The following is a 19,508-nucleotide window of genomic DNA, read 5'->3' on the forward strand; positions in this document are numbered from 1 at the left end:
AACCCCTGTTACCGCCGTGAAAGGGCGGTGTCCTAGGCCTCTAGACGATGGGGACATGCGTCTTCGCTAAAAGAGGGGCGCATTCTATGTAGAGCTTGGGTCGCTGTCAACTGTTTAGAGCGGCTTTTTTTTAATGAGGCGAAACAACAACTTAGAGCAGCCAAAAAGCTGAGCATAAAGCGATCAAATAGGCAGCCAAAGAGCAGAAAATGCTATACTGTGTGCCAATCGCCCAAATGGCCCGGGCGCATCTAGCAACAAGGAGACTCAAGCCACACACAGGTAAGCCTATGTCGTCCATTTATATAATAATCGCCCTTGTTGCACTGCTTACGGTTTTGGTGTGTTACGCCTTTATCAGCCAGCAGCTGGCAAAAAAGCGTAAACAGCGTCTGCGCTTAATGAATGCTCTCAAGCAGCGCCTCGAATTATTCAAACAGATTTCCAGCGGCATGCCCGCCGGATACCTACCGGCGGATCTTAATGCGCTGGTTTATCAAGTACTTATTAACACCCTTGAGCAACTAGCCAAGCTCGCCCCTAAAGATAACTACAGCGCCGAAGCCGCCGAATACCAAAAACAATTTAAGGCCAGCAAGGAAGGCGCCGATCAGACACGTTTAAAGGCCGAGCAAACCGCACAGGTGCAACCGTTATTAAAAGAGCTGGCTCGCTATGTTGGCTCGCAAGCCGAAAGCGGCCGACTAACCAAAACCCAGTCCAACCGACTACTGGGCTTGTGCCGCCGGCTGCTCCTGCAAACCACCATTGAGGGCTACGTGCACCAAGCTAAGCAGGCGCGCAGCGAAAATAAGCTACGCCTTGCCATCCACCACTACACCACCGCTCGCAAGCTGCTGCTAAAAGAGGCGGGACAACAAGATGTCACCAAACAAGTCGCACAGCTCAGTGCCGTTATTGCTAAGTTAGAGCAAGAAAACGCCGCGCAAAGCGGACCCACAGCGACGGCAAGTGATGAGGCGGCAGCAAGCAAAGAGTGGGAAGAGCTTGAAGATGAAGGCGATTGGAAAAAGAAACAGGTATACGACTAAAATACGCTCGTTTTAATCGCGGGGAATAATCACCCGCGACAACTCCTGCTCGCCCTACTTTATTTATCCAATTTAATAGACGCCGAGTTAATGCAATAACGCAGCCCGGTTGGTGCCGGCCCATCGGGAAACACATGCCCTAAATGGCTACCGCAGTTATGACACACCACCTCGGTGCGGCGCATGCCATGGCTACTGTCAAACTCCTCGTCAATGGCGCCTTTATCGGCTGGGGCAGAAAAGCTCGGCCAGCCACAACCGGCATCAAACTTAGTCTCCGACTCAAACAGCAGCGCGCCACAACCTCGGCAGTGATAAGTCCCGTCGGCAAATACATCCCAATATTCACCGCTAAAAGGCGCCTCTGTGCCCTTTTCGCGACACACATGATATTGCTCGGGCGTTAAGGTTTCACGCCAGTATTGCTCGGTAAATTTAGAATCTTCAGACACAGTAAACTCCTTAGAGACCTCTGAGCAAAACCACCTCACAGGCGAACCTTGCAAAACATTAACCTATTATTCTGCGGCGCCCTTGACAGGCAGGGCCGCCAGACCGGATCATTGATGATCGGCACACAGAAAGACTTAAGGCATCTTAACGCAAATGGATACGATTCAAAAATCTGCCAAACTCAATGGCGTTTGCTACGATATTCGCGGCCCGGTACTCGAACACGCTTACCGCCTCGAGGAAGAAGGCCATCGCATCATGAAACTCAACATCGGCAACCCGGCGTCGTTTGGCTTTGCCGCACCCGATGAGATTATTCAGGATGTGATTTACAACCTACCTAACGCCGAAGGCTACGTTGCCTCGCGCGGTCTGTTTGCCGCCCGCAAAGCCATTATGCAAGAGTGCCAAAAACTGCGTGTGCCTAACGTCGACATTGATGATATTTATCTTGGTAACGGCGTCAGCGAGCTAATCGTTATGTCCATGCAGGCGCTGCTGAACAATGGCGACGAAATGCTAATACCCGCGCCCGATTACCCGCTTTGGACCGCGGCGGTCAACCTCGCCGGCGGCAAAGCCGTGCACTATATGTGTGACGAACAGTCCGATTGGTACCCGGATATCGAGGATATTAAAGCAAAAATTACCGACAAAACCCGCGGCATTGTGGTGATCAACCCCAACAACCCAACGGGCGCGGTATACAGCCAAGCTCTGCTCGAGCAGATTGTGGCGCTAGCCGAAGAAAAAGGCCTGATTATTTTTGCCGATGAGATCTACAGCAAAATTCTTTACGATGACACCGACTTTGTCCCTTTAGGCCGGTTAGTTACAGATACCCTTTGCATTAGCTTTAACGGCCTGTCTAAATCCTACCGCCTAGCCGGCTTTCGCTCTGGCTGGATGATCGTCAGTGGCGCCAAACACAAAGCTAAAAATTATCTAGAAGGCATCGAGATGCTCGCATCGATGCGCCTTTGTGCCAACGTGCCCGCAATGTTTGCGGTGCAGACAGCGCTGGGCGGCTACCAGAGCATTAACGAGCTTATCTTGCCCGGCGGCCGACTGCACGATCAGCGCGACGCGGCGTTAACCGCCCTTAATGACATTCCCGGCATCAGCTGTGTCAAACCCAAAGGCGCGCTCTACCTGTTTCCTAAAATTGATCTCGACCTGCACAAAATCAAAGACGATCAGCAAATGGTGTTGGACTTTTTGATTCAGGAAAAGGTGTTGCTGGTTCAAGGTACCGCGTTTAATTGGCCCGAGCGCGACCATCTGCGGATTGTATTTTTACCCCGCGAGGACGAACTCACCCGTGCCATAGAGCGCTTTGGCCACTTTATTCAACGCTACCGCCAGTAGCTATAGCGCGCTTATGGCTGACATCCACATTACCGACTTTTATCGCGATGCCGCGAAAGCCCTGAACCAAATTTACAATAGCTTTCCGCGCTTAGTGACAGTGTTTGTTGAAGATATCTCGGGGCCAGACACCCCCGATGAATTTGGCCTGCACAGCCCCCGGCACCAAGCCTGTTTTGCCACGCTTTTATGGCTCGCCGCCGAGGGCTACATCCGCTACCAAGACACTATTCGCCAAGAGGCAATAGACCAAGTAACGCTTACTCACAAGGGCTTTACCCTGCTCAGCGCGCAACTGAGTTGCCGCTCGGCCCCGGATAAAAAGCTAACCCATATTAGTAAACAGCTCGACGGCGAAGAGCAAGCTAGCGCCCCGGTGGGGGACTTTAGCCCTGCCATTGATTTACTGCGCGCCGCGTTAACAACCCGCGCCTCTAGCGCCGTCGATACCATCATGCAAATTTTACTTAATCGTTAAGCGGATCGCTATGGCGCCGCGGCACTCGCCCCGGCAAACTCAAAGTGCAACAGCTTAAGCCGCTGCTCTGGATTAATATCCGGAAACTCCGGCGCACTGGGGAGCCGCTCGATAAATCTCGCTGCGGGACAGTTTTCGGCAAAACACTGATGCAAAAAATCGCTCGCCAGCTCCGGTGCATTTAAACAGGCCAGCACATCGCCACCATCAGGCATCAACTCTGGCAAACGTCGACCCAACTTAACGTAATCTTTGCTGGCGACAAAACTGCCGCGCTGAAAACTCGGCGGATCAAAAATCACAATATCGTAGGGACCCTGCCGACGAATGCGGCTCCAGGATTTTAAAATTTGCTCCGGCAAAAACGCGCTGCGCTGCTTATCAAGACCGTTTAAGTGGTGATTCGCCCGCCCCTGCCCCAGCGCTTTTTTACTCATATCCACATTCACCACCCGCTCGGCACCAGCGGCTACCGCCACCACCGAAAAAGCGCAGGTATAGGCAAACAGGTTCAACACCCGCTTGCCTGACGCCTTAGATTCTAACCATTGCCGGCCGGGCTCCATATCCAAAAAATAACCAACGTTTTGCTGGGTGAGCGGGTTGAGCCAAAAGCGCAGCGGGCCACGGGCGGCCAACCAGCGCTCGGGCACCTCGCCCACCACAACCTCCGAGGGCGCCCCTTGCCAATAACGCCGCTGCACTACCACAGCCCAATTGGCGGCAACCGCTATTGCGGTTATCTCGGGGATGCACTCTGCCAGCCAACCCTCTGGTGGCTCGGCAAACAAAGTGACCAGCACAACTGGCTGAAAAAAATCGATACAGACAAACTCCAACCCCGGATAACACTGGCCACGGCCGTGGAATAACCGACGACTATCGAGTGTTTGCTCAGGCGCGCAGCGAGCCTCGTCAGCCAGTGTGCGCAGCGATTGTAAATCAATGGTTAAAGCGGTTGAGGTAGTCACAGTGCAGTCTCATTAATCGCGGTATCGCCCACGGGGTATAAAATTTGTTGTTGGTAGCCGGTAATGACCGGAAAAAAGCCCGCCAATTGTCGATCTAGCGCCGGGTCATTGGTATCAAGTTGCAACGGCCGGCCGTTAAGCATCTGTAGCTTTTCGGTGGTAGCGATCAGCATAATGCCGTCTCGACCCACCTGGGCAATAATGTCTGGCGCAAGCTGTTGATTGCCTCGCCCAAAGATATGCCCCTGCCCTCCGATGGAGGTAACGACAATACGCACCGGGCCCTGGTGCGCCCCCATAATGCGACGAATAGTGTCGGCGGTTACATCGCTGGCAATTAACTCCCCGCCGCGCAGTACATCTACCCCCAGCAAGGTGCCCACTAAACCTAGCTGCTCCAGTAACACCTTAGTGGTAGAGCCTGGGCCCACCAAGTACAAAACGTCGTCGTCCAGCTGCTCGATAACGCTCGCCGCCACATCAAGCTGCTGCAACTCATCCACCGCTGCCCCGGCATTTTTTACCTCTTGCAGCCACTGAGGCTCTTCTGGCACCAGCAGCTCACTATAATGTTTGGCCCGCACCATCCCTGCGCGAAAAGCTTGCTCGTCAATGTCACGCACCTCGCGCTCCACCAAGGGCGCCCACTGACGCTGAGCTAAACGTTGCAGGATATGCCCGGCCGCCTCGGGGGTATTGGCGTAAACGCCCGAGTGGATTTTGACCCCTGCGGGCACACCCACCACCGGCACCGCAAGCCCAATGGCATCGGCAATATTACGCGCCGTGCCATCGCCACCGGCAAAGGCGATAACATCAACACCGGCACTCAGTAATCGCACGGCCGCTTGCTGAGTATCTGAGTCGTCGCTTTGCGCGGCCGCCGGTGCACCCAACGACGCAAATGGCAAACCCAGCGCTCGCGCGGTGTCGCCTCCCATGGCGCCGTCAAATCCAAACAACTGTACCGGCGCCTGCGCATGGGCAATAGCCGCCAGCGCCCGCGCCATACGCTCAGCCGCCCGCAAGGGTGCGCCACGCGCTAGCGCGAGGGTGCGGGTGTCCCGCCCATCACTGCCCTTTAAAGCGACGCTACCGCCGATTCCAGCGTAGGGGTTAATAATGATTCCCAGCTTAAGCACTTGTCACCAAATCGTCATATTGCATTGTTAGGCTGCGCCACAAGACATCTTTGGGCTGCCGCAGCCCGTGTCTTTGTCAGTCAAACCTTTTGGTTTATTCGGATTTACTTAACGGTAAAGCCCAGCGCCGCTAGCGTCTCTGCCAGCGGCGTATTTTTATCTAGCCCAGTCACTTGGTAGTTACCAAACTCGCGCCGCACCGGGTAGTTTTTACGCAACCGATCAAATCCTTGCGACAACGCCTCGCCCTGCGCGCCCGCCTCGGACGCCACCTGCCGCAAACGCTGATCATCGGCGGCAATGTCGTAAATGGCGGCGATTACCTCGCGCAGGGCCTGCCAGTCGTCAACCCCAACCGGGGCCGACACCTGATTGTCAGCGACGGCTGGGACGACATCGGCCAGCCTAGTGCTAGGCGCAAACTCAAACTGCTGACAAAATGCCTCATAGATCATGGCTGTGCCTTTTAGCTTGCCATCAAAACTGTAACCGGCAATATGCGGCGAGCCCAACACCACCCGCTCAAACAACTGCAGATCAATATTGGGCTCCCACTCCCACACATCCAACACCACTTGCAGGTCATTGCGATTTTGCATCACTTGCAGCAGGGCTTTGTTATCAATAACCGCGCCACGACCACAGTTAAGCAAAACGCCCCCTGGCGCCAACTGCAGCAATTGCTCTTTGGCCAACAAATGACGACTCGGGTGCGGCCCGACGGTGGTTAGCGGCGTGTGCAGGCTCACGATATCGCACTGTAATACATCCTCAAGCTCACACAGGTCGGGGTTTTGCTCAATACTTAAGAGCGGGTCATAACAGCGGCAACTGACGCCCTGCGCCGTAAGCGCCCGATGCAGAGCCCCACCGACGTTGCCGCAACCGATAATGCCAACGGTTTTATCGCGCCAGTCGATATTTAAGTGCGCCAACGCGGCGTACACATACTCCACCACCGAATTGGCGTTACAACCGGGCGCATTGGTATAGGCAATACTCTGGTGGTCGAGCCAGCGCTGATCGAGGTGGTCCATCCCGATGGTGCAGGTGCCAACAAACTTAACGGGACTACCCGCCAGTAACGCCTCATTCACTGGCGTTACTGAGCGCACTAAAAGCGCATCGGCGTCGGCGACATCGGCGGCGCTCATCTGTCGCCCCGGCAAGCGCACGATCTCGCCATGGGCGCTAAAGAAGTCCTCCGCCAGCGGAATATTTTCATCGATCACTATTTTCATGCTTAGGTAAATCCTGTTCAGGTCAGTTTACGCGCCCGCTTCGCAAGCGCGTCAGTCCAGCCCATGGCGCGACTAAACTCAGTAAATGCGGCAATATCCACCGGGGCGCGCTGCAATTGCGCAGGCTTTTGCAGCAGCGGAATATCGCAGATAATCGTCGCCAACTGCTGCGCCAGCTGTATTTGCTCGCGCGCGGCAAGCAGCTTAGCCGCCAGAGTGCGGGCGCCGCGCACCGGCACGTGGGCCACCTCGTCCAGGCGCTGAAATAGCGCCGAGATCGAGCCAAAATAGCGTAGCAGCCCTATGGCTGTTTTAGCGCCAACGCCGGGCACACCGGGAATGTCGTCCCCGGCATCGCCGACCAGCGCGAGGTAATCCACGATTTGCCCCGGAGCCACGCCATACTTAGCTTTAATGTCGTCATGCTGGTAACGCACATCGGCGCTAAAATCCCACAAACAATCTTGCTCGCGCGTCAGCAGTTGGGCCAAATCTTTATCACGGCTCAATATCGCAATCGGTGCAGGCTCGGCACAGCAACTAGCGTATAAGCTGCCAATTAAATCGTCGGCCTCATAGCGCTGGCTGGCAAACGTGGCCAACCCCAACAGTTGCGTTACTTGCGCACAGGCTTTTAGCTGAAATGCCAAGGCCGCATCGGGTAAAGCCCGGGAGCTTTTATACAGTGGGTACAGCTGGTGACGAAAACCCGTTTCCAGACTCTCATCGAAGCACACCGCCAGCCGCTGAGGCCGGTGGCGCTCCAAAAGCTGGAGTACGAACCCGGTAAAACCATAGACGGCATCGGTTCCATAGGCTTCTGGCTCACTAAAGCGGCGCTCGGGCAGCGAAAAATAGTAGCGGAAGATATAAATAGAAGCATCGATAAGACATACAGCAGAAGCCGTCAACGCTGAAACCTCGCAACGCGGCCACTAACCAGAGCCTCAGCAGTGAAACCACCGCGCAGGCAGCAAACAGCCTTTAGCAAACCCAAAACCTTAAATACACACATAGCCAACACATCGTATTAGACACGCCACCCAAAAAGCACCCGAGAATAAAAACGCAAAAACCTACAAAAACGTCAGCGCTACACGTTATTTGTACAGATTTAAACCGTGAGCCGACCTTTCCTATCGACTTTAGCAGCGCTTCAAACGGCGATATTAAGCGTGGGGAATATACAACATTAAGCAGGACACAGCACTGAAGCGGCAATCGCCGCGCAACCCGCTACAATTTATATTCTACCATCTCGCCCTTAAGCGCCGCGCATAGACATTGAGGCAAGCTTAAAAAAACAAAACTGGTTAACCAATCACCCGAAAACATACTGGCGCAGCTAGCGCGACCCCCTAAAAAAGCCACAAGCTACTGTATTTAAAGCTTTTAATTGGCCGCATCAAAAATGGCAGTGGGCTACCCAGCTGGATTAGGCAAAGCAAGCGGCCAAAGCTCTTAACGTTAAAAACCTTTTTCTCAACCAAAGGTCTTGCATTGTGCAGTCACTTTGGTCAACAATAGTATCTGCCATATACAAGTAAATTGGGCGCCAAAGAGCGCTTACGCTAATATAATCAATAATGGGCATCCCCGGAGGAATTCATGCTGTATAAAAATAAGCAATCCAAAGTCGTGGCAAGCCGACGCCACTTTAAAAAAACGATGCTGGCTAGCGCCTTAGCGGCGGCCTCATGTGCAAGCCTGGCGCAGGCACAAGAGGAGCAGTCAAACAACGATCTGATGCTCGAAGAAGTGGTCGTACAAGGCACTCGCGCCACAATTCAAACAACTATCGACATCAAGCGCAGCTCCACCACCATCGTCGACGGCATGTCGGCCAACGATATCGGCGATATGCCCGCACTGTCTATTGGTGAGGCGCTCGAGTCCATCACCGGCGCGTCTTCGCACCGTGAAAACGGCGGCGCCACCGAGATCTCTATTCGGGGCCTTGGCCCTTATCTAAGCGCCACAACTTTTAATGGCCGTAACGCCTCTAACGGCAGCGGTGACCGCTCGGTTAACTTTTCTCAGTTTCCGTCCGAGCTGGTAAACAAAGTGGCCATTTATAAAACTCAGGACGCCAGCCTGATAGAAGGCGGCGTGGCCGGCTTGATCGCCCTAGAGACGGTTAAACCGCTCGACTACAACAAGCGTCGCTTACAAATTGAAGCCAAGGCGGGCTTTCAGCCCAACCAGCAGAACATTAAAGATTCAATGGCCGGCGATGTCGGTTTTCGCGGTAGCGCCAGCTATGTTGACCAATTTGAATTTGATAGCGGCATGGCACTAGGTATTTCTTTGGGGTACGAGCAAAGCGATATCGCTCAACCAGAGTCTGAAATGCGTGCTTCCAGCCCTAGCGGCACCTCGCTGTTTGCGTGCATCAACGACCCGAGCGTTACCGACCGGGGTTACTACATGCCCACAGCCGGCGACTGTGAGGACCCGGTTAGCGGCCCGTCTAACTCCGGGGATTACAACACCGAGATTAACCCCGAAACCGGCGAAGCTTACGATGCCGGTAAAGACTTTGCGTTCGCACCTAGCTCTAACAGCTACCGTCAAAACGACACCTCTGACGAGCGCGAGGCTATTTTTGCGGCAATTCAGTTTCAACCGAACAACAAAACCGATATTAATATCGATTACCAAACCTCAGAGCGTATCCAGGCTGAGAAACGTCATGACTTAAACTTTGCCAACCAGAAGCGCACCACACCAGGGGTTACACCAGAAAGCTTGGTGGTAAGCGACTCTGGCGCCATCACCAACTGGAAAGGTGAAACGGCCATTGAGTCTAACAGCGAGCTTTACCGTCGCGATGAAGATTACACCGGGTACGGCATAAACGTCGCTTACGACCTCACCACCGACTTAACGATTTCAGCCGACTACTCTTTCTCTGAAACCACTCGCGTCGAAAATCAGATGCTGCTTCGCACTCAGTCTGATGATCGCGACGTTTACGGCGAGCTTACCTCGCAATATCGTCCGATGGTGCAGTGGGATCGGGACTCCGGCATTCGTCAGTATGAGATAACAGGATTCGACGTCACCGATCACTCACTCTTCTCTGATCGCTACCGTGCACGCATCGACAGTGATGTCGACCGTACCAACACCATTGAAGCCTTCCGGGCCGACTTTGACTGGCGCCTAGATGGCGTGATTACCGCTATTAAAGGCGGCGCGCGCTACTCAGAGCTAGAATACCTCGACATGGGGCCAACCGTTCGCAATGAATTTGAAGTGACCATTGGCGACTTCCCTACACTGTCAAACATCAACGAAACCTGTGCTATCGAATTCCCTGAGAGTGACTTTTTGTCGTCTGAACGCGACGGCGCCTTAATCACCATCCTTGACGATCAGGGCAACGTCACTAAAGAGGTCAACAGCTGGGCTACGTTCGACACCGCTTGCGCCGTTTCAATGCTCGCGGACTTTACCGGGGAGTCGACCGAATTCCCAGAAATGCCAGAATCGCTAGCGAGCGTCACCGACGTCACCGAAACGACGAAAGCCGCTTATATTATGGCCGACTTCGATAGCGCGTTTATGAACAAAACCATACGCGGTAATTTCGGCTTGCGCGTGGTACAAACTGACGTTGAGTCTATTGGCTATCGCACGCCCTACACGATTGAAACGTCGGACACCGGCATTTTATCGTTGGTGCCCATCGAAGGCGCGGACCTTGAGCGCGTTGAAGCCGGCGGCGATTACACAGAAGTATTGCCAAGCGTAAACCTGATTGTCGACTTGACCGATGACCTGATGTTGCGCGGTGCGGTTTATCGTGGTCTGTCTCGTCCAGAGCCGGCGGATATGAGCTATCAGCGTGGCTTTACCGTCAGCAGCGAAGAGGACATCACCACGCTGGATGAGTTAATTCAGAATGTGAGCGGTGATGGTAACCCCAACCTGCAACCACTGACCTCTTGGAGCTTCGATACCGCTATCGAGTGGTACCCAAACCAAGACACCATGCTGGCGTTTGGGCTCTACCACAAAAGCTTTCAGGGCGGCTTTGAAACCACTCGAACCACCGAGGAGTTTCTGATTGACGGGCAAGTGGTTCCGGCCGACTTTGACCTGACTGAAACCAACGACGACGCCAGCAACCTGACCGGTATCGAAATTACGGCAACGCACAATTTTTCTTATTTGCCAGGTTTCTTGAGCGGTTTTGGTGCGAAAGCAAGCTACAACTACGCCGAATCCGACTTCGAGTTTGAAGACAGCAACTACGGCGACATTACGGTTCGCGATGACGAGGGAAATATCGTTTCGCAATCGCAGGGGATTGTCGAGCCAGGCAACGTACCCGGCTTCTCGGATCACGTATTCTCGGGTCAGCTGTATTATTCGGCCGGCGATTTTGACGGCAGCTTGATCTACAAGTACCGCAGCGAATACTTCCAGCCTTACACCAGTAACGGAACCCGCTTGCGCTATGTAGGTGATACCGGAGTCTGGGAAGCTCGTATGTCTTACTACATCACCGACAATGTGCGCCTTAGCCTAGAAGGCATCAACCTATTTGACGAGCCAAAGCGCCAGTATCACTACACCACAGACAACTTGGGTGAAGTGAACAGCTACGGCCCCCGTGTCTTCTTTGGTGTAAAAGCTAAGTTCCTCTAACCTACTATCCCTGCCGTCTTATGTCGGACGGCAACCATTCGGGCCCGCTTATGCGGGCCCTTTTTTACCTCTATTTTCCCAACTTGAACGCCCACCACCACAATCTTTTCCGAAAAAAACCGTAACAACCTAGCAATAGCGATCAACACAATAACATTCTCGCTCTACGGCTCTCACAGAACACGCAACGGATAAGCCGACACCAATCAACGCTGCCCCGCATACCCATGCCGGCGGACTGATCAGCAATAAACCAAGGCGCAAGCGTGATAATTAAAGGCCGCCCTCGTTAAACAACCGCGCCTCTACCGCCCTGCCGCCGACAGGCTGATAGAATGATGGTAGTGGATAGCACCGCGAGAATCACACGCGGGGCACGAGGACGAGGAGTTAAATACGAGATCGCCATCTAGGCGCGCAGAAAAACAGCGAAGAGGTTAAATATTTTTAGGCGGAAGTGACGGGTTTAAAAAAGCGATGGAGCAGTAATGCCCCACCGCAAGCTACGACTAGTTGTGCGAATGTTCCAGAGCGTAAAACGTGACCTGGGTATAATCGTTGTCATCGCCACTGTTGTTTTGGTTGTAGGCACCGGCTTTAAAATACATATATTGGCCACCTTCGTCGTAACCACTGCCGCTCATATCCACGGTTTTACTGACGGTAGGCTTGCCATCGCGATAGATAAACACCGTTAATGCATTGCCTTTGACATCAATTTCGTAACCGAAGGTTTCATCAAGAGCAATGCCATCGGCAGGGTTTGATGCGCTGTTAGCGCTGCCACCAAGCAACTCATAACCGATATCGTCGCCGCCATTAATCTCGTGCGCAAAATACAAAGAACCTTTATTGTTGTCAGGCAATTTTCGATAGTACAGTCGAATAGGCTCATCATCATTTGCGTGAATCTGACCAACAATCACCCGGCCAACTTGGTATGCCTCCCCAGTGGTGGACACACGATTAACCGCGAGCGTCGCCCGCATATTGCCATCCACACCACCGGCGGCAGCGCGATCGGAGGCTGGCGCACTACCGAACACCCAGTTATTGCCATTAACGCCCTGAGTATCAATACGGGTATTGCCCGCTCGCAGCATCTCCCGCAACTCAACACGAGTGTAGCTGGTATTAGTCGAGGTTTTAAAACCTGACGGATAAACCCGAAACACCATACCGCCATCAGAACCGGTAAAGAAGTAATCTGGCAGCTCATAGCCGTCATTCAAATCATTTTCTTTAATGTTGTCCGCGCGGCCATTACCGTCATCATCAATTGGGACGCTCACATACCACCGCGATAAGTCGAAATTATCCGAGGGTGGCTTGGCGGGGTCCAATTCAGCAATAGCGAGAGGTCCGCTGGGCTGCGCCGTAGGCGCATCCAGCCCGCCGCAACCATGCACTTCGACCTCGAGCAGACTGTTCCATAAATTTTCCGAGTTGCCATGGCCAATAATGCGCACATAGCGAGCATCGAGCCGATCAAAAGAATCGGTTGTAAATTCTTCAGAGCCCTGAGATTGCCCATTGGCCACCAAAGTGCTCCAGGTGTTGTTATCAGTGGATGCCTCGATATCATAAAACGAGGTGCGCTCGTCGGCATTAAACCAAGCGGTTTTAACCTCGGCAATGGTTGCCTCGGCGCCCAAATCCAATAGCAATGTTTTGCCGTCACCCTGAGAAGACCAGCGGGACTCGCCCTCAAGACTGCCGTCAATTGTGTTGGCCGGGCTGTGGCCGTCGTGGCTGCCATCATCACTGGCGGCATTAATTACCAGAGCCCCTGTGCCGGTACACTCATCGGTGCTCGCCACCGATGAACTTGATGACGTAGACGCCGATGAGCCAGTGGAGCTTGATGAGCCAGAGCAGGCTGAGCACACCGCAACGACCAACGGCAACATTACAAAAAAAGGGTTCAGTTGAGACATAGGTTTACTCCTAAAGGATCGGACCCAGCAGATAGAGAGGGCTCCGCCCTGAAAAACCGCAGCTGCTGTACAACCGTAGCGCAGCCGTTATTGTTATTTTTACGTTTTCATAAAAAGGACACCAAACCCCGAAAACGGGGTTTGGTGTCCGCCAGAGCCAGGAGCGAATTCCCGACTCTGTTCACTACGTCTAATCGTCAAATTAGAACTTATAGCTTGCGCCAAGAGTAACGCGACGATCTGTGAGACCTTGGAAGCACAACAGTGCGCCTTCGTTCACACAAGATTGCTCAATTTCAGATTCAGTGAGGTTGACAGCTTCAAGTCCCACGCTGAACTGATCGGTGATGTCGTAATTGACACTCGCATTCAGCTGACCACGTGCTTCCTGCACCACTGGGAAGCCCCATGGGTAGCTTGAGGTACTACCAAAGTCATCCGAGCGGAAGGCATCGCGCCAGGTGTAACGCGCGCGAGCTGACAGACCATACTTCTCATAGTACAAAGTAAAGTTGTACGCATTTTCAGAGTTATCGAGTAACGCTGCACGCATGGTTACATCATCGGCACCCAGCGAAGAGAACACAGTAGCCGCACGGCTAGTCGCGTTATAGTACGAGTCACCACCGTCAAACTCCTGCCATGTGTAGTTAGTCACGATACCGAAGCCAGAAGCCCAGCCCAAGACATCCTCAAAACCTGCGAGGTCGTATTGGAACGCCAGCTCAATACCTTGCTGCGTGGTTTCGCCATCACCGTTAACGGTAATCGATGTTGGCACACAAACACCCGGAGACGAGCCTGCTGGACCAAACACGTTCGGATCAGCGATTGGGTTGTAGATACCACCGCCTTCACAGGGAGCGGTCAGGTCACGGTATCCTGTATCAGGATCGACCGCCGGATCTTCCTGCTGACCTACGAACAATCCAGTACGTGTTTTGTGGAAGTAACCCGCGCTAACCATGCTTGATGGTGCAAAATACCACTCCGCAGATATTTCGAAAGACTCAACCTCTTCTGGCTCCAGACCCGGGTTGCCAATAGCAGCCGCTGGGTTGGGACTAGTTTCGAACGAGAACGAGGTAGACAGGTCATCAAAGTCCGGACGACGAATGTCTTTCGACCAAGCCGCACGCAGCATAATATCGTCGGTCAAATCAGCGACCAAGTTGATACGAGGCAATATAAAGTCGTAACTACCAGTTGTTGAGGTTTGCTCGACCACGCCGTCAGTCGTACGGTTGCCCACTGAGTCAATTTCAGTTTCTAAGTAACGCAAACCAAAATTACCGCGGAAGATACCGGCGGCAAAGTTCGCCTGGGCGTACAGAGCATTGGTCTCTTCAGTAATATCAAAGAAAGCGTTAGTGCTTGAGGTTGGCGAACTGATAGGGTCTTGACCAATAGCCGACATCGCCGAGTTCAACGCTGCCAACACACCATCAGGATTAGAGTTTGACAATGTAGGATTAATGGTCAGGAAGTCGCGTACATACAGCTCGCGGCCGTCTGCATCATTAAAATTGTCAGGGCCAGCGGTCAGAATTTCGGCGTACAAGTTACCGGACGGTGACTCTGCTAACGTCCGCAAACCAACGTTCGACGCGTTATCGTTGTTCACACTTTGCGAGCTGTTAAAGCGATAACCGAAGTCGATAGTGGTGAAAATCGACATATCTAAATCATAGCTTACGTCGATACGGAAGGCGTCTTCACTGTTTTTAACCACATCGTGAGATTGGTTAACGTCGCGCAGTACGTAATTCGCCGGATCAAGCAAATCTGCCGTGCTAGGCGCGTTAGCAACATCGGCAATACCAAACGCCAAAGAGCCGCCAGACAGGTCGTACTCGATTGGCGTACCATTGTCATTGTCGGTGCCCACAGCGGTATTGGGGTTGATAAAGTTCAGCGTAGTACTGAAGTCAGGGTTAATCGTATCATTGGTCGAGCTGGCCAATTCAACCTTACCCGAAAACTTACCCAACTCGAAGTTGGTACCCAAACTAAAGATCTCGCTCGAGGTTTCACGCGAACCAGTATCGGTAGACAGGCGCAAGTTCGGATCGTAACGACCATCATTTTGCGCATCAATCACACCGGTCAGAGCAGCTTGGATCGAACCTAAATTTTGCGTGCCGTTTTCACCATCGACTGAGCCAAAATCAACGGTCTCATACGAGTCGGGCAGTGACGTACCGATGAGAGTACTTACCCCAGAAGCCTGAACACGGGTACTTTCCTGAAAGCGGTCTTGCTCGTTGAGAATCGCATCAAAGTAAAAGGTGAAGGCGTCATTCGGTGCCCACTCAAAGGTACCGGCCAAGTTCGTCGTTTCGTACTGGTAGTTATCGTAATCCTGAACAAAGAACTGAATCGGCAAATAGTTGGTACCATCAGCCAAGGTATCCAGGTTATCGCGGTCCGCGCGCGGACGGAAAGCCGATACGTCCTGCTCGGTATAACTCCCGCTGAGCACTACACCAAAATCACCTGCATCGGTATTCCAGTTATTACCAAAAGAGCCAGACAGACGAGGGCTCCAACCGCCATCGTCCGACAAGCTACTTTGCTCGCCCTGCACACGCACCGCAATCAGCGGCTCGTTTAGCTCAAGAGGACGGATGGTTTTTAAGTTAATAGTGCCACCCACAGAACCTTCAACGGTTTTTGCGTCGGGGGCTTTAATAACTTGAACTTCAGAAATAATAGCGGCAGAGACGTCATCGAAGCTAATGCCGCTACGACCGGCGCCCGAGCCTACAGTAGAAACACCATTGATCTCGGTGCGGTTAGCATTGGTACCACGAATTTGGACCCCAGTACCTACACCTGCCGAGCGGGTGATTTGAATACCGGTGATGTTTTCGAGTACTTCCGCCAGGTTTTGATCTGGAAGCTTACCAATATCATCAGCTTGAATCACTTCCATTACGTTAGTCGCAGCGCGCTTTTCTTGAATAGCACTTTCAAGAGAGGCGCGGATGCCAGTTACGACCACCTCTTCTAGCATCTCAGATTCTTGGGCAACAGCGGCTTGGGCAAAAGCCAGTGTTGATGCCGTCATCATTGCACCACTGATGGCCGCAACGGCTTTGGATAGATTAAATTTATTATCGTCGCTCACTTCTCATTCTCCATAGTTATGTTTATTGGCAGAACAACCTCACTCGCCATAGAGACATTACCCAATATTCTGCATGATTGTCAACCACTTTGAATACATATAGTGGAAACCAATATGAATATAACCTGGCCACCAAATAAACCACTTATTTTTCAACGACTTAAAGATATATTGCAGCGCTCCTGACGGAGCTTTACACGGATAAACAAGTAAATATTTATGCGCCAACTCAGAAAAAGATATGGTCAAAACTACCATCAAGTAAAATAATTCACCAAAAATGGTAGTCCAATATGAATACCAATAATAACGCCAAGCAATAGAACAATTGACGCGATGAAGCTCGCGGTAACGTAGATAGCAAACACAGCGTCAGTTTAGGAGAGAAGCTAAAGGGGGGAAGGCACACAATTTTGCGGAAAAAGTCTGCCCCCGTGTACACGGGGGCAGAAAAAACAACTACACAGAACAGATACGCCGTTACTCTTGCGCAACCACCGCTTCAGCGGTGTTGCCGTGGTAAGGCAAGTCGGGGTTATCGTCCAAATCTAAAGAGTCACCCACGCTGTAACCTTCGAAGTCATCTTCAAAGGCCACGGTGGTTCCATCCAGATCAGAGAAAAGCTTTATCTCATCAACATGGTAAGCGGCATTCGGAATGGTTGAGCCATTGTCGCCCAGCTTGAATATCACAGCCTCGACACCATTCATTACATCGGCAAGACTTGAAGACGCCGAGTCGAACGCTTCCGTAGTGACACTTGTGCCATTGATTGTAATGGTGACCATTGGCGGCACAGAATCGGAGGCGGCCGATGCGTCCCAGGTCATTTCCACCTCGGTCCACTGACCAGGGGTAAAGGGTACCGTTACGTCGATATCATCCTGATCGCGAATCGCAAACTTATCACCCTGAATCCGCAAGTCGACGATGGCATCGCTGGTACTGGTGCTGGTACCGTACAGGCCAATGTACGCGTCTTTAGCACTACCGTCTTCGGTAACCGCATTATCGTCTTTTAAAAAAGATACCGACAATTTACCCGCTGGGATGGTCGAATCATGTCGGTAGCGTAGCTCGCCGGCGTCATCAATCATATTATCGGAAATTTTCGCTATTTTATTGCCCGCCGCACCAGGGCCGGATTCGGGGCCAGTAGGGCCGCCAGTGCCAGAAGAGGCAACATTCGCTACCGTGACTTCCGCGCTATTGCTGTGATAGATAGAGTTTTCATTGTCATCTGGATCAAGCAAGTCACCGACTTCATAGCTTTCAAAGTCATCTTCAAATGCAAGCGCCGAGCCTTCTAGATCGGAATAAACTTTCACATCATCGACGTGATAGGCCGCATGAGGAATAACAGCGCCATCATCACCAAACTTAAAGATCACAGCCTCAACACCGTCCATTACATTACTTGCAATGCCCGCCGCCGAAGAGAAAGGTTCGGTGGTGACACTTGTGCCATTAATGGTAATGGTCACCAGCGGAGTTTCAGAGGCGCTAGCTGCTGAGGCATCCCAGGTCATCTCCACATCCGTCCACTCACCTGGCGTAAATGGAATCGCCACATCAATATCATCGTGACCGCGAATCACATATTGATCCGATTGAATCCGCAAATCGACAAGAGCCTGGCTTGTGCTCGTGGATGAGCCGTACAGCCCGATATAAGCGTCTTTCGCTGATCCACTTTCATCTACCGCATCGGCATCTTTCAGGAAAGATACAGTCAACTTACCTTGAGAGATCGCCTCGCTAAACTTATATCTTAGCTCGCCCGCATCATCGATCATATGATCCGTAATTCGCGCCGCCTGGGTGGTGGTCACAACGGTATCGCCACCGGTAATAGTGATCTCCAGATTAGCGGTAGTGCCATCGGCAGATTGGATTTCAATGGCGTCGACAACGGAATCATCGACCCCCGACAGTGACGCGATCGTAGTATCTGAAGTGTCTAGCGAGTAAACCCAAGACCCTTCGGTATCAATAGAGAAAGTACCATACATGGTGCTTTCGTCGCTCAGAGCCTGAACGGTATCTTCACCGTCATCTTCGTCGGTAACCGATACTGTGCCCGCCAAATCATCTTCGGTACTGTTGGTCATAGTGGCGGCCAAGTTACCAAAAGTCGCCGGAGTATTCTCGGCTGGCCCCGCACTTGAGCTTGAACTTGAACTGCCGTTACCTGAGGTGTCGGGAACATCAAAAACATCATCGCCGTCACCACCACAACCCACCAAGGTTGCGGCCAGCACAGAGGCTGTTAAAAGTTTCATTTTCATAAGACTGTATCCTTATTTTAGTTAGAGATTTTATACGACAGCGCCCGTGGCTACTCCCATTTGCGATATCGCTATTTGCACGTTACATGACCGTTATTCGCGCCCCGACGATCCTCTTTAACACGCTCTACACTTATTTCAGTGTCTGCCGTGCTCGCCGTGTTATAGATTATTTCAAAGCCATCAAGAGCAACCTGTACGTTATCGAGTATCGCCACTTAGCTCGCCCTACCCTCGAGGTTATTGCCAGGGTTTCTGCTTTTGTGAGGCCAACCGCACAACCGGCTAAAGGTCGAATCAACCTACCAGGCGAATTTAAATACTCGAATACGAGATGCGCACACCAAAAGTGCCGCCAGAGTGTTACTGGCAACTGTGACAACAAACTTAAACAAGATGGTTTTACTTGGGCCGATCAATATTGATACTCCCTAAATTATGTTTATTAGCAGGAAAGCTCGTTCATCTGACCAAGACATTACCGAATTGGTAACATCATTGTCAACCCATTTGGAATACAAACAGTTCAACCAAATGGAAAACGATAGGCTATGGAAGTAAATTGGCTTATTAATCAGTGTGTTATCTGACCATAAAAACTTTTAAAATTTGTTAAAACACGATTGACCAGAATAGGCATACATTGATTCTGCGCATAACAAAGCGCGCGAAACATAGCACCTGAGGATCTGCGTAAAAAATAGGACGGGATAGACCGAGGGAACGGAAAAACAGGAGAGCAGCCACTAGCGCGGGCAGTGACTGCTCAACCGTCAAAAATAGTAAGAGGT

The 19,508-nt window shown here is 52.1% G+C and carries 12 protein-coding genes; 4 read left to right on the forward strand and 8 right to left on the reverse strand.

What is annotated here, in order from left to right:
• Positions 1–290: 290 nt before the first annotated feature.
• Entirely contained in the window at positions 291–1,052 is a 762-nt protein-coding gene (locus AACY82_RS14355; protein WP_339617535.1) for a hypothetical protein, read from the forward strand.
• Positions 1,053–1,111: 59 nt separating this feature from the next.
• On the opposite strand, the gene msrB is transcribed toward AACY82_RS14355, so the two are convergent.
• Entirely contained in the window at positions 1,112–1,504 is a 393-nt protein-coding gene (gene msrB / locus AACY82_RS14360) for a peptide-methionine (R)-S-oxide reductase MsrB (protein WP_339617536.1), read from the reverse strand.
• A gap of 154 nt (positions 1,505–1,658) precedes the next feature.
• On the opposite strand from msrB, the gene AACY82_RS14365 reads away from it, so the two are divergent.
• Both AACY82_RS14365 and AACY82_RS14370 read left to right on the forward strand, forming a co-directional pair.
• Positions 1,659–2,873 (forward strand): pyridoxal phosphate-dependent aminotransferase, encoded by a 1,215-nt coding sequence (locus AACY82_RS14365; protein WP_339617537.1) that lies wholly within the window; start codon positions 1,659–1,661, stop codon positions 2,871–2,873.
• A 13-nt stretch (positions 2,874–2,886) separates the two neighbouring features.
• Positions 2,887–3,351, forward strand: a complete 465-nt coding sequence (locus AACY82_RS14370) for a hypothetical protein (protein WP_339617538.1) — start codon at positions 2,887–2,889, stop codon at positions 3,349–3,351.
• An 8-nt stretch (positions 3,352–3,359) separates the two neighbouring features.
• Here the strand turns inward: AACY82_RS14370 and AACY82_RS14375 are convergent, their stop codons facing one another.
• The 4 genes from AACY82_RS14375 to AACY82_RS14390 all read right to left on the reverse strand — a co-directional run bounded on the left by AACY82_RS14375 (position 3,360) and on the right by AACY82_RS14390 (position 7,616).
• The gene (locus AACY82_RS14375; protein WP_339617539.1) at positions 3,360–4,322 is read right to left on the reverse strand and encodes a class I SAM-dependent methyltransferase; all 963 of its coding nucleotides are present in this window, start codon (positions 4,320–4,322) and stop codon (positions 3,360–3,362) included.
• Positions 4,319–5,464 carry an NAD(+)/NADH kinase gene (locus AACY82_RS14380; RefSeq protein ID WP_339617540.1) on the reverse strand — a complete coding sequence of 382 codons (1,146 nt, stop codon included), beginning with the start codon at positions 5,462–5,464 and terminating at the stop codon, positions 4,319–4,321. The genes AACY82_RS14375 and AACY82_RS14380 overlap by 4 nt, the downstream gene beginning before the upstream one ends.
• Positions 5,465–5,568: 104 nt before the next feature.
• Positions 5,569–6,705, reverse strand: coding sequence for a 4-phosphoerythronate dehydrogenase (locus tag AACY82_RS14385; protein ID WP_339617541.1), 1,137 nt, complete (start codon positions 6,703–6,705; stop codon positions 5,569–5,571).
• 17 nt (positions 6,706–6,722) lie between these two features.
• Entirely contained in the window at positions 6,723–7,616 is an 894-nt protein-coding gene (locus tag AACY82_RS14390) for a 5'-3' exonuclease H3TH domain-containing protein (RefSeq protein ID WP_339617542.1), read from the reverse strand.
• A 697-nt stretch (positions 7,617–8,313) separates the two neighbouring features.
• Between AACY82_RS14390 and AACY82_RS14395 the strand changes: the two genes are divergently transcribed.
• Positions 8,314–11,361, forward strand: coding sequence for a TonB-dependent receptor (locus AACY82_RS14395; RefSeq protein WP_339617543.1), 3,048 nt, complete (start codon positions 8,314–8,316; stop codon positions 11,359–11,361).
• 509 nt (positions 11,362–11,870) lie between these two features.
• Here the strand turns inward: AACY82_RS14395 and AACY82_RS14400 are convergent.
• The 3 genes from AACY82_RS14400 to AACY82_RS14410 all read right to left on the reverse strand — a co-directional run bounded on the left by AACY82_RS14400 (position 11,871) and on the right by AACY82_RS14410 (position 18,717).
• Positions 11,871–13,298, reverse strand: coding sequence for a polysaccharide lyase family 7 protein (locus tag AACY82_RS14400; RefSeq protein WP_339617544.1), 1,428 nt, complete (start codon positions 13,296–13,298; stop codon positions 11,871–11,873).
• A 202-nt stretch (positions 13,299–13,500) separates the two neighbouring features.
• Positions 13,501–16,428: a TonB-dependent receptor gene (locus AACY82_RS14405; protein ID WP_339617545.1), complete on the reverse strand. Its 2,928-nt coding sequence runs from the start codon at positions 16,426–16,428 to the stop codon at positions 13,501–13,503.
• Positions 16,429–16,908: 480 nt separating this feature from the next.
• Positions 16,909–18,717, reverse strand: coding sequence for a VCBS domain-containing protein (locus AACY82_RS14410; protein WP_339617546.1), 1,809 nt, complete (start codon positions 18,715–18,717; stop codon positions 16,909–16,911).
• Between the last annotated feature and the right edge of the window lie 791 nt (positions 18,718–19,508).

The organism is uncultured Gilvimarinus sp. (assembly GCF_963972205.1).
Lineage (GTDB): Bacteria > Pseudomonadota > Gammaproteobacteria > Pseudomonadales > Cellvibrionaceae > Gilvimarinus > Gilvimarinus japonicus.

What these genes read in the sequence shown, in the direction of transcription:
- AACY82_RS14355 (WP_339617535.1), top strand. Translation starts at nt 291, where the DNA reads ATGTCGTCCATTTATATAATAATCGCCCTTGTTGCACTGCTTACGGTT.
- AACY82_RS14365 (WP_339617537.1), top strand. Translation starts at nt 1,659, where the DNA reads ATGGATACGATTCAAAAATCTGCCAAACTCAATGGCGTTTGCTACGAT.
- AACY82_RS14370 (WP_339617538.1), top strand. Translation starts at nt 2,887, where the DNA reads ATGGCTGACATCCACATTACCGACTTTTATCGCGATGCCGCGAAAGCC.
- AACY82_RS14385 (WP_339617541.1), bottom strand. Translation starts at nt 6,705, where the DNA reads ATGAAAATAGTGATCGATGAAAATATTCCGCTGGCGGAGGACTTCTTT.
- AACY82_RS14395 (WP_339617543.1), top strand. Translation starts at nt 8,314, where the DNA reads ATGCTGTATAAAAATAAGCAATCCAAAGTCGTGGCAAGCCGACGCCAC.
- AACY82_RS14400 (WP_339617544.1), bottom strand. Translation starts at nt 13,298, where the DNA reads ATGTCTCAACTGAACCCTTTTTTTGTAATGTTGCCGTTGGTCGTTGCG.
- AACY82_RS14410 (WP_339617546.1), bottom strand. Translation starts at nt 18,717, where the DNA reads ATGAAAATGAAACTTTTAACAGCCTCTGTGCTGGCCGCAACCTTGGTG.